Origin of the sequence: Rivihabitans pingtungensis (genome assembly GCF_003201855.1) — a bacterium.
GTDB classification, from domain to species: Bacteria; Pseudomonadota; Gammaproteobacteria; order Burkholderiales; family Aquaspirillaceae; genus Rivihabitans; species Rivihabitans pingtungensis.
Genome location: NZ_QJKI01000011.1, coordinates 36,909 through 52,581, shown reverse-complemented (window position 1 = coordinate 52,581; position 15,673 = coordinate 36,909). Strand labels below are relative to the sequence as shown.

Annotated in this window: 16 protein-coding genes and 1 tRNA gene; 4 read left to right on the top strand and 13 right to left on the bottom strand. The window is 61.6% G+C overall.

The features are described 5' to 3' along the window. From nuoG to tpiA, 10 genes are all read right to left on the bottom strand, one after another. On the bottom strand, positions 1 to 2,340 hold the full coding sequence (gene nuoG / locus DFR34_RS09660) for an NADH-quinone oxidoreductase subunit NuoG (RefSeq protein WP_110390940.1): 2,340 nt from the start codon (positions 2,338 to 2,340) through the stop codon (positions 1 to 3). Positions 2,341 to 2,376: 36 nt separating this feature from the next. Continuing rightward, a complete protein-coding gene (gene nuoF / locus DFR34_RS09655; RefSeq protein WP_110390939.1) occupies positions 2,377 to 3,672 on the bottom strand; it encodes an NADH-quinone oxidoreductase subunit NuoF in 1,296 nt (431 codons plus the stop codon). Position 3,673: 1 nt separating this feature from the next. After that, entirely contained in the window at positions 3,674 to 4,147 is a 474-nt protein-coding gene (gene nuoE / locus DFR34_RS09650) for an NADH-quinone oxidoreductase subunit NuoE (RefSeq protein ID WP_110390938.1), read from the bottom strand. Next, complete coding sequence (locus DFR34_RS09645) at positions 4,147 to 5,400, bottom strand: NADH-quinone oxidoreductase subunit D (RefSeq protein ID WP_110390937.1); 1,254 nt, start codon at positions 5,398 to 5,400, stop codon at positions 4,147 to 4,149. The genes nuoE and DFR34_RS09645 overlap by 1 nt, the downstream gene beginning before the upstream one ends. Then, on the bottom strand, positions 5,393 to 5,986 hold the full coding sequence (locus DFR34_RS09640; protein ID WP_110390936.1) for an NADH-quinone oxidoreductase subunit C: 594 nt from the start codon (positions 5,984 to 5,986) through the stop codon (positions 5,393 to 5,395). The genes DFR34_RS09645 and DFR34_RS09640 overlap by 8 nt, the downstream gene beginning before the upstream one ends. Positions 5,987 to 5,997: 11 nt before the next feature. Then, on the bottom strand, positions 5,998 to 6,474 hold the full coding sequence (locus DFR34_RS09635; RefSeq protein WP_110390935.1) for a NuoB/complex I 20 kDa subunit family protein: 477 nt from the start codon (positions 6,472 to 6,474) through the stop codon (positions 5,998 to 6,000). Beyond that, on the bottom strand, positions 6,465 to 6,821 hold the full coding sequence (locus DFR34_RS09630; RefSeq protein WP_110390934.1) for an NADH-quinone oxidoreductase subunit A: 357 nt from the start codon (positions 6,819 to 6,821) through the stop codon (positions 6,465 to 6,467). Before DFR34_RS09630 ends, DFR34_RS09635 begins: the two co-directional genes overlap by 10 nt. Before the next feature lie 81 nt (positions 6,822 to 6,902). Beyond that, positions 6,903 to 6,987: transfer RNA gene (locus tag DFR34_RS09625), tRNA-Leu, on the bottom strand. 10 nt (positions 6,988 to 6,997) lie between these two features. Continuing rightward, entirely contained in the window at positions 6,998 to 7,345 is a 348-nt protein-coding gene (gene secG / locus DFR34_RS09620) for a preprotein translocase subunit SecG (RefSeq protein WP_110390933.1), read from the bottom strand. Positions 7,346 to 7,352: 7 nt separating this feature from the next. After that, the gene (gene tpiA / locus DFR34_RS09615; protein ID WP_110390932.1) at positions 7,353 to 8,114 is read right to left on the bottom strand and encodes a triose-phosphate isomerase; all 762 of its coding nucleotides are present in this window, start codon (positions 8,112 to 8,114) and stop codon (positions 7,353 to 7,355) included. Positions 8,115 to 8,327: 213 nt separating this feature from the next. On the opposite strand from tpiA, the gene pstS reads away from it, so the two are divergent. The 4 genes from pstS (at position 8,328) to pstB (ending at position 12,083) form a co-directional block, all read left to right on the top strand. Then, complete coding sequence (gene pstS, locus DFR34_RS09610) at positions 8,328 to 9,368, top strand: phosphate ABC transporter substrate-binding protein PstS (RefSeq protein ID WP_110390931.1); 1,041 nt, start codon at positions 8,328 to 8,330, stop codon at positions 9,366 to 9,368. 102 nt (positions 9,369 to 9,470) lie between these two features. Further along, positions 9,471 to 10,433: a phosphate ABC transporter permease subunit PstC gene (pstC, locus tag DFR34_RS09605; RefSeq protein WP_110390930.1), complete on the top strand. Its 963-nt coding sequence runs from the start codon at positions 9,471 to 9,473 to the stop codon at positions 10,431 to 10,433. Between the two features lie 27 nt (positions 10,434 to 10,460). Beyond that, positions 10,461 to 11,309, top strand: coding sequence for a phosphate ABC transporter permease PstA (gene pstA / locus DFR34_RS09600; RefSeq protein WP_110390929.1), 849 nt, complete (start codon positions 10,461 to 10,463; stop codon positions 11,307 to 11,309). Positions 11,310 to 11,321: 12 nt separating this feature from the next. Next, positions 11,322 to 12,083, top strand: a complete 762-nt coding sequence (gene pstB, locus DFR34_RS09595; RefSeq protein ID WP_110390928.1) for a phosphate ABC transporter ATP-binding protein PstB — start codon at positions 11,322 to 11,324, stop codon at positions 12,081 to 12,083. Positions 12,084 to 12,331: 248 nt separating this feature from the next. On the opposite strand, the gene ribA is transcribed toward pstB, so the two are convergent. The 3 genes from ribA to DFR34_RS09580 all read right to left on the bottom strand — a co-directional run bounded on the left by ribA (position 12,332) and on the right by DFR34_RS09580 (position 15,629). Beyond that, on the bottom strand, positions 12,332 to 12,943 hold the full coding sequence (ribA, locus tag DFR34_RS09590) for a GTP cyclohydrolase II (protein ID WP_110390988.1): 612 nt from the start codon (positions 12,941 to 12,943) through the stop codon (positions 12,332 to 12,334). Positions 12,944 to 13,026: 83 nt separating this feature from the next. After that, complete coding sequence (locus DFR34_RS09585; protein ID WP_110390927.1) at positions 13,027 to 13,626, bottom strand: FMN-dependent NADH-azoreductase; 600 nt, start codon at positions 13,624 to 13,626, stop codon at positions 13,027 to 13,029. A 593-nt stretch (positions 13,627 to 14,219) separates the two neighbouring features. Continuing rightward, positions 14,220 to 15,629, bottom strand: coding sequence for a glutamate synthase small subunit GltD family protein (locus DFR34_RS09580; protein WP_110390987.1), 1,410 nt, complete (start codon positions 15,627 to 15,629; stop codon positions 14,220 to 14,222). Positions 15,630 to 15,673 lie beyond the last annotated feature (44 nt).

Genomic DNA, 15,673 nt, shown 5'->3' with positions numbered 1-15,673 from the left:
TTACCCCTGCGCCAGTTCAATGCTGTTGAACATACCGCCCAGCGCCACGGTTGCCGGGTGGGCAGCGGCCAGACGAACCACGCCAAGCGGCAGGCTGTCATCAGCATCAATGGCGATGCGGATGGCGGCGCCTTCCTGCTTGAGGCTGACTTCCTGACCGGACTGCACGCCAGCGGCGGCCAACACGCTCGAATGCGCGCTGGCGCGCGGGGCGCGGGCATCGGCGGTGGCTTGCAGCGACGGCGCGCGACGGCACAGCGCGTCGGCCTGATACATCGGCACTTCGCCCACGCGCACCAGACCGCTGGCCGAAGACGGCGTCGCCAGCGTCAGGCTGCTCAGGCCATTGTTCAGCTTGCTCTTGAGCTCACCGCCCAAGCCAGCCAGCCATTCCGCGCGAACCTGCTCGGCGGATTCAAACTCGAAGCCCGGCGCGCCAAGCATATTGCCCAGCACGCGCAGCACCTTCCAGGCCGGACGGGCGTCGCCCAGCGGCTTGACCACGCCGTTGAACGCTTGCAGCAAGCCTTCCATATTGACGAAGGCGCCGGACGTTTCGGTGAACGGGGCAATCGGCAGCATCACATCGGCGTATTGCAGCGCGGCGTCCGAACGGAAGGCGGACATCGCCACCACCATCTCGGCTTGCTCCACGGCCTTCAGCGCGCGATGCGGGTTGTGGCTGTCGCAGTCCAGTTCGGTGTTCAGCAGCACATAGGCCTTCTTCGGCACCGAGAACATCTGGCCGGCGTTGGCGCCCTTGCCGCTGGGCTTGAAGGTGAGTTCCGCGCCGACGCTGTTGGCGGCTTCGCCCAGCACGGCCACGCGGCCGCCGGTGAGGCGGGCCAGTTCGTTGGCCAGGGTCAGCAGGTCGCCAAAGTGCGGGCTGTGCTGCGCCAGATTGCCCAGGGCAATCACGGCGTTGTCATTGTTCACCAGACTGTCGGCGATGGCTTCGGCTTGCGCACACGGGGTGATCGACACCACGTCCAGCGTCGAGCTGGCGTCGGCCTTGCGGGCCAGCACGGCCTTGAGCACGGCTTTCAGCGAATCCAGCATGGCCACCGGGCTGACGGTCAGGCGGGCGTGCACATGGCTGAGCAGGTTTTCCTGAATCGGGCTGATCACGCTCAGCGCCATGCCCTTCTTGACCGACTGACGCAGGCGCGCGGCCAGCAGCGGCTGCTCTTTGCGCAGCACCGAGCCGACCACCAGCAGCGCATTGGCGGCGGCCAACTCGACGATGCTGGAGCCCAGCCACAGCGCGCCCTGCTGGGCGGCGTCACGGCTGAAGTCGGCGTGGCGGGTGCGGTAGTCCGTGCTTTCCACGCCCAGCGCGCCGGCCAGTTTCTTGGCCAGGTAGAGTTCTTCCACCGTGCTGTGCGGGGTGGCCAAAAAGCCAATCGCGTCAGCGCCGTGGTCGCGGGTGACGCCGCGCAGGCCCTTGACGATGTATTCCAGCGCGGCTTGCCATTCGGTTTCGATCCACTGGCCGCCTTGCTTGACCATCGGACGGGTCAGACGGGCGTCGCTGGACAGCGCTTCGTAGGAGAAGCGGTCGCGGTCGGCCAGCCAGCATTCGTTGATGGCTTCGTTTTCCAGCGGCAGCGCGCGCATCACGCGGTTGTGCTTGACCTGCACGATCATATTGGCGCCCAGGCCATCGTGCGGGCTCACCGTCTTGCGGCGCGACAGTTCCCACGGACGGGCGCTGTAGCGGAACGGCTTGCTGGTCAGCGCGCCCACCGGGCACAGGTCGATGACATTGCCGGAGATTTCCGAGTCTACGGTTTTGTTCAGGAAGGGCAGAATCTGCGAGTGCTCACCACGGTGAGCCATGCCGATTTCCTGATAGCCGCCAATTTCTTCGGTGAAGCGCACGCAGCGGGTGCAGTGAATGCAGCGGCTCATTTCCGCAGCAGACACCAGCGGGCCCATTTCCTTGGCCGGCACGGCGCGCTTTTCTTCCTGGTAGCGCGAGCTGACGCCGCCATACCCCACGGCCAGATCTTGCAGCTGGCATTCGCCGCCCTGGTCGCAGATCGGGCAATCCAGCGGGTGGTTGATCAGCAGGAATTCCATCACGCCCTGCTGCGCCTTCACCGCGGTGTCGGAGTGGGTGTGCACCTTCATGCCGTCGGTCACCGGCGTGGCGCAGGCGGGCAGCGGTTTGGGCGCTTTTTCCACTTCCACCAGGCACATGCGGCAGTTGGCGGCGATGGACAGTTTTTTGTGGTAACAGAAATGCGGGATGTAGGTGCCATTGGAATGGGCTGCATCCATCACGGTGCTCCCGGTGGGCACCGTCAATTTCTTACCGTCGATTTCGATTTCTAACATAGCGTTGCGCTACCTGTAGCAAGCGATCCCAGGGGATCAGCACCATTTGTGCTCGACCAGACATTTCTTGTGTTCGATGTGGTATTCGAACTCATGGCGGAAATGTTTGGTGAAGCTGCGGACGGGGAAGACAGCGGCATCGGCCAGCGCGCAAATGGTGCGGCCTGCCATGTTGTTGCCCACCGAAGTCAGCAGGTCGAGGTCGTCGGGACGGCCCTGGCCATGCTCGATGCGGTGAATCACCCGATACAGCCAGCCCGTGCCTTCACGGCATGGGGTGCACTGCCCGCAGGATTCTTCGTGGTAGAAGTAGGCCAGACGCTCCAGCGCCTTGACCATGCAGATGTCTTCGTTCATCACGATCACGGCGCCCGAACCCAGCATCGAACCAGCCTTGCTGATGCTGTCGTAGTCCATGGTGCAGTCCATCATGATGTCGCCCGGCAGCACTGGCGCCGACGAGCCGCCCGGAATCACCGCCTTGAGCTTTTTGCCGTTTTTCATGCCACCGGCCATTTCCAGCAGCACCGAGAACGGGGTGCCCAACGGGATTTCGTAGTTGCCCGGACGGTTGACGTGGCCAGACACCGAGAACAGCTTGGTGCCACCATTATTCGGCTTGCCGGCTTCCAGGAATTTCTGGCCGCCGTCGCGAATGATGAACGGCACCGAAGCGAACGACTCGGTGTTGTTGATGGTGGTCGGCTTGCCGTACAGACCAAACGAGGCCGGGAACGGCGGCTTGAAGCGCGGCTGACCTTTTTTGCCTTCCAGCGACTCCAGCAGCGCGGTTTCTTCACCGCAGATGTAGGCGCCGTAGCCGTGGTGGGCGAACAGGTCGAAGGTGAAGCTCGTGCCCAGGATGTTTTCGCCGAGGAAGCCGGCGGCGCGCGCTTCGTCGAGCGCACGCTCGAACAGCACGTAATCCTCGAAGATTTCACCGTGGATGTAGTTGTAGGCGCGCTTCACGCCCATGGCGTAGCCGGCGATGATCATGCCTTCGATCAGCGAATGCGGATTGAAGCGCAGGATGTCGCGGTCCTTGAAGGTGCCCGGCTCGCCTTCATCGGTGTTGCACACCAGATATTTGTCGCCCGGAAAATTGCGCGGCATGAACGACCATTTCAGGCCGGTCGGGAAGCCTGCGCCGCCACGGCCGCGCAGGCTGGAGCCCTTGACTTCAGCAATCACGTCATCTTGCGAGATGCCTTGCTGAAGGATGCGCTTGAGCGCTTCGTAGCCTCCGCGCTTGACGTAGGCGTCCAGCGTCCAGCAATTCGGGTCAGAGGTATCGACGCCTTCGAAAATCACGCCTTGAGTGAACACGGCCATGTTATTTCAACTCCGCCAGTTTCTTGTCGATTGCCTCGTGGCTCATGAAGCTGCACATGCTGTGGTTGTTCACCAGCAGCACCGGCGCATCGCCACATGCCCCCATGCACTCGCCTTCCACCAGGGTGAACTTGCCATCCGGGGTGGTTTCGCCAAAGCCAATGCCCAGCTTGTGCTTGAGGTAGTCCGCGCAATCGACCCCGCCGCCCAGCGCACAGGGCAAATTGGTGCAGACGGTGATCTTGTATTTGCCGACCGGCTTGAGGTCGTACATATTGTAGAAAGTGGCCACTTCATAAGCCGCCACCGGGGGAATGCCCAGGTAGTTGGCGACGAATTCGATGGTCTCGGTGGACAGCCACCCGAGTTCGGTCTGGGCAATGCGCAGGGCGCCCATCACCGCCGACCGCGCCTGATCCGCCGGATATTTGGCGACTTCGCGGTCAATCTGTTTCAGTGCATCTGGCGACAACATCAGCGGTCAATCTCCCCAAACACGATATCTTGCGTCCCGATGATGGACACCACGTCAGCAATCATGTGGCCGCGGGTCATTTCATCCAGACCGGACAGGTGGGCGTAGCCCGGCGCGCGAATCTTCAGGCGGTAAGGCTTGTTGGCGCCGTCGGACACCAGATAGATGCCGAATTCGCCCTTCGGATGCTCGACCGCAGCGTAAGCTTCGCCTTCCGGCACGTGCATGCCTTCGGAGAAGAGCTTGAAATGGTGGATCAGCTCCTCCATATTGCTCTTCATGTTCACCCGCGACGGCGGAGCCACCTTGTGATTGTCAGTGATGACCGGGCCAGGATTCTTTTTCAGCCATTCCACGCATTGCTTGATGATGCGGTTGGCCTGACGCATTTCTTCGACGCGCACCAGGTAGCGGTCGTAGCAATCGCCATTGACGCCCACCGGGATGTCGAAATCGACGCGGTCGTAGACTTCGTACGGCTGCTTCTTGCGCAAGTCCCAGGCAATGCCGGAGCCGCGCAGCATCGGGCCGGTGAAACCCAGCGCCAGCGCGCGCTCGGGGGTGACCACGCCGATGCCGACGGTGCGCTGCTTCCAGATGCGGTTGTCGGTCAGCAGGGTTTCGTATTCGTCAACATAGGTCGGGAAGCGGTTGGCGAAGTCTTCGATGAAGTCCAGCACCGAACCCTGACGGTTTTCGTTGAGCTTGGCCAGCTGGCTGGCGTTCTTGATCTTGGAGACCTTGTACTGCGGCATGGCGTCCGGCAGATCGCGATACACGCCGCCCGGACGGTAGTAGGCCGCGTGCATGCGCGCGCCCGACACCGCTTCGTAGACGTCCATCAGATCTTCCCGCTCGCGGAAGGCGTACAGGAACATGGTCATGGCGCCGATGTCCAGCGCGTGCGCGCCGATCCACAGCAGGTGATTCAGAATGCGGGTGATTTCATCGAACATCACCCGGATGTACTGGGCGCGAATCGGCACTTCCACGCCGACCAGCTTTTCGATGGCCATCACATAGGCGTGCTCGTTGCACATCATCGACACATAGTCGAGACGGTCCATATACGGCACGGATTGCAGGAAGGTCTTGTATTCGGCCAGTTTTTCGGTGCCGCGATGCAGCAGGCCGACGTGCGGGTCGGCGCGCTGAACCACTTCGCCGTCCAGCTCCAGAATCAGGCGCAGCACACCGTGCGCCGCCGGGTGTTGCGGACCAAAGTTCAGCGTGTAGTTACGGATTTCAGCCACCGTAGTTCTCCTCGCGAATGATGCGCGGCGTATTTTCGCGCGGCTCGATGGTTACCGGCTGGTAGATCACGCGCGCCTGAACCGGGTCGTAGCGCATTTCCACGTGGCCGGACAGCGGGAAGTCCTTGCGGAACGGATGGCCCACAAAGCCATAGTCGGTCAGCAGGCGACGCAGGTCGGGGTGACCGTCGAAAATGATGCCGTACAGGTCGAACGCTTCGCGCTCGAACCAGTTGACGCCAGGCCAGACATCGACCAGCGAGGGAACCACCGGAAAATCGTCATCAGTGGCAAAGAAACGCACGCGCACGCGCTGGTTGTTGGCCACCGACAGCAGATGGCAAACCACGGCAAAGCGGGAGCCTTCCCACACGCCGTCGCGATAGGCGCTGTAATCCATGCCGCACAGGTCGACGCACTGCTCGAAACGCAGCGACGGCGTGTCGCGCAGCAGGGTACAGGTTTCGATGATGGTGTCAGCGCGACACACCAGCGTCAGCTCGTGACGGTCGATGGTCGCTGAGAGGATGTTGGCGCCCAGCGCGGCTTCTGCCGCCGACTTGAGCGCTTCCAGCGTGGAGGCCATGGGCTTAACCTTTAGCGGGCGATAGTGTAAGTACGTTTGATCTTGTTCTGCAGCTGGATGATGCCGTAGAGCAGCGCTTCAGCCGTGGGCGGGCAGCCCGGAACATAGACATCAACAGGCACCACCCGGTCACAGCCGCGCACGACGGAGTAAGAGTAGTGATAGTAGCCGCCGCCATTGGCGCAAGAGCCCATCGACAGCACCCAGCGCGGTTCGGCCATCTGGTCGTACACCTTGCGCAGGGCCGGCGCCATCTTGTTGCACAGCGTGCCGGCAACGATCATCAGGTCAGACTGACGCGGACTGGGGCGGAACACGACGCCAAAGCGGTCCAGGTCATAGCGCGAGGCGCCAGCCTGCATCATTTCCACCGCACAGCACGCCAGACCGAAGGTCATCGGCCACAGCGAGCCGGTGCGGGTCCAGTTGATAACCTTGTCAGCCGTGGTGGTGACAAAGCCTTTTTCCAGAATGCCTTCTACTCCCATTCCAGCGCTCCTTTTTTCCACTCGTAGATGAAGCCGACGACGAGAATCGCGAGGAAGACCAGCATGGCGACGAAGCCGAACATGCCGATTTCCTTGAGCACGACTGCCCACGGGAACAAAAAGGCAATTTCGAGGTCGAACAGGATGAAGAGGATGGCAACGAGGTAGTAACGGACGTCAAACTTCATCCGGGCGTCTTCGAACGCCTCAAAACCACACTCGTAGGGAGAAAGTTTCTCAGGATCGGGACGACGAGGCCCCAACAAGAAACCAATCAACATGGGTCCTACACCAACCAGGAGCCCGATGATGACGAACAGCATGATGGGAAAGTAATTCTCCAGCATTTCCCGATTACCCCTAAAAAAAGGAGGCCAGAAGCCTCCTTTGTTTTAAAAATAGGCCGCAGAACACGACCTATTCGAATATGGTGCCGACAGTGAGACTCGAACTCACACAGCTTTCGCCACTACCCCCTCAAGATAGCGTGTCTACCAATTTCACCATGTCGGCTTTATTCTTATCAGTCCGGGATCTGGCCCGGCTTGTTTTGACCATTCGGCTGCGCGGCAGGAGAGGCCGGCGCAACGGTTTCCACTTGCCCGGACATCACGCCCAGCGTGTTGCTGGGGGTCGGCGTGGAGAGAAACACCAACGCCAGGCAAGTCGAAAAGAAAATAGCGGCACACACTGCGGTGGTGCGGCTGAGGAAATTGGCCGAGCCGGATGCGCCAAACAGGCTGCCAGAGGAGCCGCTGCCAAAAGCAGCGCCCATGTCCGCGCCCTTGCCGTGCTGCATCAAGACGAGCACGATCACTGCCAGGGCGGCAGCCATATTCACAATCCAGACCAGCGTTTTGAGAATTTCCATATTTTATCTATTTGGCAGCGCCGTAGCAAACCTTGCTGAATTGCTCCGCAACCAGCGAAGCCCCACCTACCAGCACGCCATCTACTTCGCTCAAAGCGAGGATGTCCGCCGCGTTATCTGCCTTCACGCTGCCGCCGTAAAGAACCAGAATAGTACACGAGGAAGCCAATTTTTCCAAGAGGCAGGCCCGAATCTTTTCGTGCATTGCGACAATTTGTCCCAAGGAAGCGGTCAGCCCGGTGCCAATCGCCCAGACCGGCTCATACGCCACCACCACCCGCTCACTGCCTTGCAATGCAGCAATCACGCCGTCGATCTGCGCAGCCACCACTGCCTCGTGCTCGCCCGCCTCACGCGCGGCCAGGCCCTCTCCCACGCACACCACCGGCAGCAAGCCGGCCTCGCGCGCATGACGGATTTGCGCCGACAAGACTTCGTCGCTTTCCGCAAAATACTGGCGGCGTTCGGAATGCCCGACCAGGGTAAAGCTCGCGCCCAGATCAGCCAGCATGGCGGCGTTGACCTCGCCGGTGTAGGCGCCGTCGGCGGCAAAGCGGCTGACCGCCTGCCCGCCCCACGCCATCGGCTGTCCAGACAAGGTCTGCGCCACCTGCGCCATATACACGGTCGGCACGGCCAGGCCAACATGGGCGACGTTCACCTGGGCGTCAGTCAGCAAGGCCGCCAGCAGGGCCTGATTGCTGGCCAGCCGGCCATTCATTTTCCAGTTGCCCAGCACCCATTTGGTTCCGGTCGCGACATTCAGCATGAAGCACTCTCTAAAACGTGAAGATTTTCTGCCGCCACACCCCATTGCGCAACAGCAGACACCGAGCGGCATTATAGGTATGCGCCGCGTCTGGTCAAGCCATCGTCGCCCAGTCAGGGCAAAGATGAAACCGTGTTGTAATATATCTGCAATTTTGAAGCGCTACGATGGCTACCGCTTTGCAATAACTCATTCATCCCCTGGGAGCACCGCATGAAATCCACCATTCGCCTGGTTGCCACCATGACGCTGAGCAGCGCCATGTTCTCCGGCTACGCCGCTGCCGCCGACATCACCGGCGCAGGCGCGACCTTCCCGTATCCGCTGTACGCCAAATGGGCGGAAACCTACAAGGCCAAGAGCGGCGTGGGCATGAACTACCAGTCGATCGGTTCGGGTGGCGGCATCAAGCAAATTCAGGCCAAGACGGTGGATTTCGGCGCTTCTGACAAACCGCTGACCCTGGATGAGCTGAACAAGGCCGGCCTGACCCAGTTCCCGGCTGTGATGGGTGGCGTGGTGCCGGTGGTCAACCTGCCGGGCGTGGCGCCGGGCCAGCTGAAAGTCACCGGCCCGCTGCTGGCTGACATCTACCTGGGCAAGGTCACCAAATGGAACGACCCGGCCATCACCAGCATCAACCCCGGCGTGAACCTGCCGGCACAGAACATCACCGTGGTGCGCCGCTCGGACGGCTCGGGCACCACCTTCATCTGGACCAACTACCTGTCGCGCGTCTCCGAAGAATGGAAGACCAAAGTGGGTGAAAACTCCGCCGTCAACTGGCCGACCGGGGTGGGTGGCAAGGGCAACGAAGGCGTGGCCAACTACGTGACCCGCATCAAGGGCGCCATCGGCTACGTGGAATACGCCTACGCCAAGCAAAACAAGATTGCCCACGCTGCGGTGAAAAACCAGGCTGGCAGCTTTGTGCAGCCGGATGACCTGACCTTCAAGGCCGCCGCCGCCAACGCCAGCTGGAAAGCCGCTGATGGCTTTTATCAAATCCTGACCAATCAACCGGGCAAGGACAGCTGGCCGATCACGGGCGCCACCTTCATCCTGATGCACAAAAAGGCAGACAAGCCGGAACAATCGCTGGAAAGCCTGAAGTTCTTCGACTGGGCCTACAGCCAGGGTGACAAGCTGGCCTCCGACATGGACTACGTGCCGATGCCGGACAACGTCAAGAAGGTGATTCGCGACAGCTGGAAGCAAATCACCGACACCAGCGGCAAGCCGGTTTGGAAGTAATCCCGGCTGGCGCAAGTCCGGCCTGATACCGGGCTTGACCTGTCGACATTCAGAAGCCGGGGCGCCACCCCGGCTTTCGCATCATCAGGATAAGACGCTTTTATGAGCACTCAACTGTCTAGCTCGACGCAAAAGCCGCGCACCAACCTGGATCCGCTGTTCCGGCTGATCACGCGCTGCTTTGCCTTTCTGGTGCTGGCCCTGCTGGCCGCCATCCTGCTCTCGCTGATCCAGGGCGCCACGCCGGCCATCAAGCACTTTGGCCTTGGCTTTCTCACCAATGCCTCCTGGGACCCGGTGGCGCAGGAGTTTGGCGCACTGGTGCCGATTTTCGGCACGCTGATTACCGCCACCATCGCCCTGATCATCGGCGTGCCAGTCAGCTTTGGCATCGCCATGTTCCTCACTGAACTATGCCCACTGCAACTGCGCCGTCCGTTGGGCGTGGCCATTGAGCTGCTGGCCGGCATCCCGTCGATCATTTACGGCATGTGGGGCTTGTTCGTGTTTGCCCCGTGGTTTGCCGACCATGTGCAGCCGTGGATGATGGAAACCCTGGGCGCCATCCCTGGCATTGGCCTGCTGTTTCAGGGCCTGCCGATGGGCATTGGCGTGTTCACCGCCGGCCTGATTCTGGGCATCATGGTGATTCCGTTCATCGCCTCGGTGATGCGCGACGTGTTTGAAGTGGTGCCGCCGATGCTGAAAGAATCCGCCTACGGCCTGGGCGCCACCACCTGGGAAGTGGTGCGCCATGTGGTGCTGCCCTACACCAAAACCGGTGTAGTCGGCGGCATCATGCTCGGCCTGGGCCGCGCGCTGGGCGAAACCATGGCGGTGACTTTCGTCATCGGCAACGCCTACCAAATCTCCGCTGGTCTGTTCAACCCGTCCAACTCGATTGCCTCGTCGCTGGCCAATGAATTTGCCGAAGCGGAAGGCGAACTCTACCTGTCGGCCCTGATTGAATTGGGCCTGATCCTGTTCTTCATCACCTTTGTCGTGCTGGCCTGCTCCAAGCTGCTGCTGCTGCGTCTGAAGGCTGGCGAAGGCAAGGAATCCTGAGCCAAAGAAGAACAAAGGACCTGAACCATGGATAACGCACTGTACCGCCGTCGCCGGCTGGTAAACAGCTTCAACAAAACCATGTCCTTCCTGACCGTGGCCTTTGGCCTGTTCTGGTTGGTGTGGATTCTTTACACCCTGCTCAAACTTGGCCTGGGCGGCCTGAGCCTGGACGTGTTCACCCAGATCACCCCGCCGCCGGGCAGTCAGGGCGGCCTGGCCAACGCCATTTACGGCAGCCTGCTGATGACGCTGTTTGGCACGCTGATCGGCACCCCGGTGGGCATTCTGGCCGGCGTTTACCTGGCGGAATTTGGCAACCGTGGCTGGCTGGCGCCGACCACGCGCTTTATCAACGACATCCTGCTGTCGGCCCCGTCCATCGTGATTGGCCTGTTCATTTACGAAGTGTACGTGGTGTCGGTGGGGCACTTCTCCGGCTGGGCGGGTTCGCTGGCCCTGTCGCTGCTGGTGATTCCGGTGGTGGTGCGCACCACGGAAAACATGCTGCGCCTGGTGCCCAACAGCCTGCGCGAAGCCGCCTCCGCCCTGGGCGCGCCGCAATGGAAGGTGATCATGTCGGTCACCCTGCGCGCCTCCAAGGCCGGCGTGATCACCGGCATCCTGCTGGCGGTGGCGCGGATTTCCGGCGAAACCGCCCCGCTGCTGTTCACCGCGCTGAACAACCAGTTCTGGAACTCCAATATGAATGCGCCGATGGCCAACTTGCCCATTGTGATCTTCCAGTTCGCCATGAGTCCGTATGAAGACTGGCACACCCTGGCCTGGGCAGGCTCGCTGCTGATCACCTTCAGCGTGCTGACCCTCAACATCCTCGCCCGCTGGTTCGGCAGCCAGCAAACTTCTTCGCACTAAGGCGTGAACACCATGACAGACTCCATCAAGCTCCAGGTCAAGAATCTGAACTTTTACTACGGCGCTTTCCACGCCCTGAAGAACATCAACATGAACATCCCGGCCGGCAAGGTGACTGCGTTCATCGGCCCGTCCGGTTGCGGCAAATCCACCCTGCTGCGCATCTTCAACCGCATGTTCGAGCTGTACCCGAACCTGCGCGCGGAAGGCGAGCTGCTGCTGGACGGCAAAAACATCCTCGGCCGCGACATCGACGTCAACCTGCTGCGCGCCAAGGTGGGCATGGTGTTCCAGAAACCCACCCCGTTCCCGATGTCGATCTACGACAACATCGCCTTTGGCATCAAGCTGTACGAGCGTCTGCCCAAGAGCGAAATGGACGACCGCATCGAATGGGCGCTGAAAAAAGCCGCGCTGTGGGAAGAAGTCAAAAACAAGCTCAAGCAATCCGGCCACTCGCTGTCCGGCGGCCAGCAACAGCGTCTGTGCATCGCCCGCGCCGTGGCCAACCGCCCGGAAGTGCTGCTGCTGGACGAACCGACCTCGGCGCTGGACCCGATTTCCACCGCCCAGATCGAAGAACTGGTGCATGAGCTGAAAGAGAACTACACCATCGCCATCGTCACCCACAATATGCAGCAGGCGGCGCGGGTGTCTGACTACACCGCCTATATGTACCTGGGCGACCTGATCGAATTTGGCGAAACCGACGCAATCTTCACCGCGCCCAAGCAAAAGGCCACCGAAGACTACATCACCGGCAAATTCGGCTGATCCCGCGCGATCCGCTCCCCGCAAAGCACAAACGCCCAGGGCTCACACCCTGGGCGTTTTGTCTGGCGACGGCGGCGCCGAGCATTCAGCGCGTCAGCGCAACGCGCGCGAGCAGGCCCACGAAACATGGCCAGGAGGGTTGTGTAAATCGCGCTTAAGAGCAGCTCACAAAACCCAGCGCAGCGGTCCTGGCGAGGCGCACGACCGCAGACAGTACAAGAACGCCAGGCGGGTTTTGTGGGCCGCGCTTAGCCCGGCAAATGCCCCATGCGCGCCTGCTTGGTGGCCAGGTACGCGGCATTATCCGTCACCTCCTCGCCCCAGAACGGCACGCGCCCCACCACCGACACCCACGGCGCCAGCGCATCCAGCTTGCCCGGATTATTGGTCAGCACCCGCACCGACTTCACCCCCAGATAGGCCAGCATCGGCTGGCACACCGCGTATTCGCGGGCGTCGCCCTGATGGCCCAAGGCCAGATTGGCGTCCAGCGTATCCAGGCCGGATTCCTGCAAGATATACGCCTTGACCTTCTCCAACAGGCCAATGCCGCGCCCTTCCTGGCGCAGGTACAAAATCACCCCACGCCCCGCCTCGGCCAGCACCGCCATGGCGCGTTCCAATTGGTCGCCGCAATCGCAGCGGCGGCTGTGAAAGGCATCGCCGGTCAGGCATTCAGAATGCACGCGCAGCAACACTGGCTCGTCGCTGTCCAGATCATCGCCCACCACCAGCATGGCGTGCTCCTTGCCGGTATGCGGCTCGCTGACTGCGTACATGCGGAACTCGCCCCAACGGGTGGGCAAACGGGCCGGGCCGGCAAACGCCAGCGCCTCATCGGCAACTGCGGAAATAGACATGGCGGTCATCATACAAAAGCGCCCTCGCGGGCAGGATCAACAGAACCTGCCCACCAGGGCGCATGGCCGGGGAGAACAGGCAATCAGGCGGTCAGCAGGGCAATCTGCTGTTCAGCCGCCGCCAGCGCGGCAGCGCGATTGGCGTCGCCCATATTCAAACCTTCGGCGTAGACAAAAGTCACGTCATCAATGCCGATGAACGACAGAAAATCCTTCAGGTAAGCCGTCTGGCTATCCTTGGCCGTGCCCTGATACATGCCGCCGCGCGCCGCCAGCACATAGGCTTTCTTGCCGCTCAGCAGGCCCACCGGGCCGGTTTCGGTGTATTTGAACGTCACCCCGGCGCGCGCCACGCGGTCGAAATAGGCTTTCAAGGTGGACGGAATGCCAAAATTGTACATCGGCACAGCCAGCACCAGCACATCCGCTGCCGCCAGCTCGGCCACCAGACCATCCGACACCGCCACCAGCGCCTGCTGCTCGGCGCTGCGCGACTCAGCCGGCGTGAAAAACGCCCCGACCTCAGCCGCATCCAGATGCGGCAGCGGCTGGGCCGCCAGATCGCGCACCGTCAGCTTGGCGTCCGGCTGCTTGGCCAGCAAGGCGGCAACCAAGCGGTTGGCGAGTTGGTCGGACTGCCCTTGCGGGCTCAGGCTGGCGTTCAGTTGCAGGATGGTGGTCATGGTCAAATCTCCTGTACAACGCCGCAGACGCCCCATACGCCAGCAACGTGTGTATTACTTGATGACCATCAGGATATACCGCCGCTGCATCCAACCATATCGGAATGTTCTGTCAGGTTTGTTCAGTTTTTTTGAATTCAAGCCCCGGCCACAAAACACCCGCATGGCATCGCTGTAAAAACGACAAGCCCGCCAAAGGCGGGCTTGTCGTTTATAGGGTAGGCAACAAAAAACAGGTAGTGTTTAGCCATCTTTTGCCAAGACGTCAGGGCTTTGCGCTTAGCCGGGTTTGGGGCCCCATAAAGCCCGCTGAGCATCGCAGGAAACCGGGGAGAAGTCCGCCACGGCTAAGCGGCGGCGCAGCCGACGCGCCATTCCGTGGCGGCCCCGGTTTTCGAGAAGCGCAAGGAACCACCGACGCCGTAGGCGGCGGACGGGCGGGCGTCCTGGGGTCGCCTTTCTTTGCCTACTTTCTTTGGCGAAGCAAAGAAAGTAGGTCGGCCGCGGGACGAACTCCCGCCCAAAATCAAACCCCAGCCCCTGCGCGCCGCAGGCGCGGCACACATCACTGGCAGCCCAATCGGCTTACCGGCTTACCACACCCCCAAATACCCCAACATCCCTTCCGCGGCCTGACGGCCTTCATACACCGCGCGCACCACCAGATCCGCGCCGCGCACCTGATCGCCGCCGGCAAAAATCTTCGGGTTGCTGGTCTGGTGCTTGAACGCCTGGCTGGCCGAGGCCACCGTGCGGCCGCGCTCGTCGGTCTTGATGCCGGCGGCTTCAAACCAGTTTTCCGGCTTCACCTGGAAACCAAACGCCACGATCACCCGATCGCACTCGATGATCTCTTCCGAACCCGGCACCACTTCCGGCGCACGACGACCCTTGGCGTCCGGCGCGCCCAGCTGGGTGGTCACCAGCTTCACGCCCAGCGCGCCATTGTGCTCCAGGATTTCCACCGGCTGGCGGTTCCACAGGAACTCGACGCCTTCTTCCTTGGCGTTGGCCACTTCGCGCTTGGAGCCCGGCATATTGGCCTCGTCACGACGATAGGCGCACACCACGCGCGCCGCGCCCTGACGAATCGAAGTGCGGTTGCAGTCCATGGCGGTGTCGCCGCCGCCCAGCACCACCACGCGCTGACCTGCCGCGCTGTCGAACGGCTGGTCGCCCAGCGTGCCCATGCTGTTGCGCACATTGTTGATCAGGAAAGGCAGCGCCTCGCTGACGCCCGGCAGGTTTTCGCCGGGGAAGCCGCCCTTCATGTACTGATAGGCGCCCATGCCCATGAACACGGCGTCGTATTCGCCCAGCAGTTGGCCGATGGTGATGTCGCGGCCGACTTCGGTGTTCAGGCGGAACTCAACGCCCATGCCTTCCATCAGCTCGCGGCGGCGCTTGACCACCGATTTTTCCAGCTTGAATTCGGGGATGCCAAAGGTCAGCAGGCCGCCGATTTCTTCGTAACGGTCAAACACCACCGGCTTGACGCCGTTGCGCGCCAGCACGTCGGCACAGCCCAGGCCAGCCGGGCCAGCGCCGATAATGGCGACTTTTTTGTCGGTCCACACCACTTTGGACACGTCCGGACGCCAGCCGGCCTTGTAGGCCTCGTCGGTGATGTATTTTTCCACCGAGCCGATGGTCACGGCGCCAAAACCGCCCTGGTTCAGCGTGCACGAGCCTTCGCACAGCCGGTCTTGCGGGCAGACGCGACCGCAGATTTCCGGCAGGCTGTTGGTCTTGTGCGACAGCTCGGCGGCTTCAAACAGCTTGCCTTCCTTGACCAGCTTCAGCCAGTTGGGGATGTAGTTGTGCACCGGGCATTCCCACTCGCAGTAGGGATTGCCGCAGCCCAGACAGCGGCCAGCCTGCTCGCCGGCTTCGCCGGTGTTGAGCGGCTGGTAGATTTCAAAAAACTGCTGCTTGCGCACCTCGGCGGCGATTTTTTCGCCGGGGTTGCGCTGCAGATTCATAAACTGGAATACGTCACCCATCATGTTCCTCGCAAACGCCGCGCCAGCTGGGGGGCGGGCGGCGC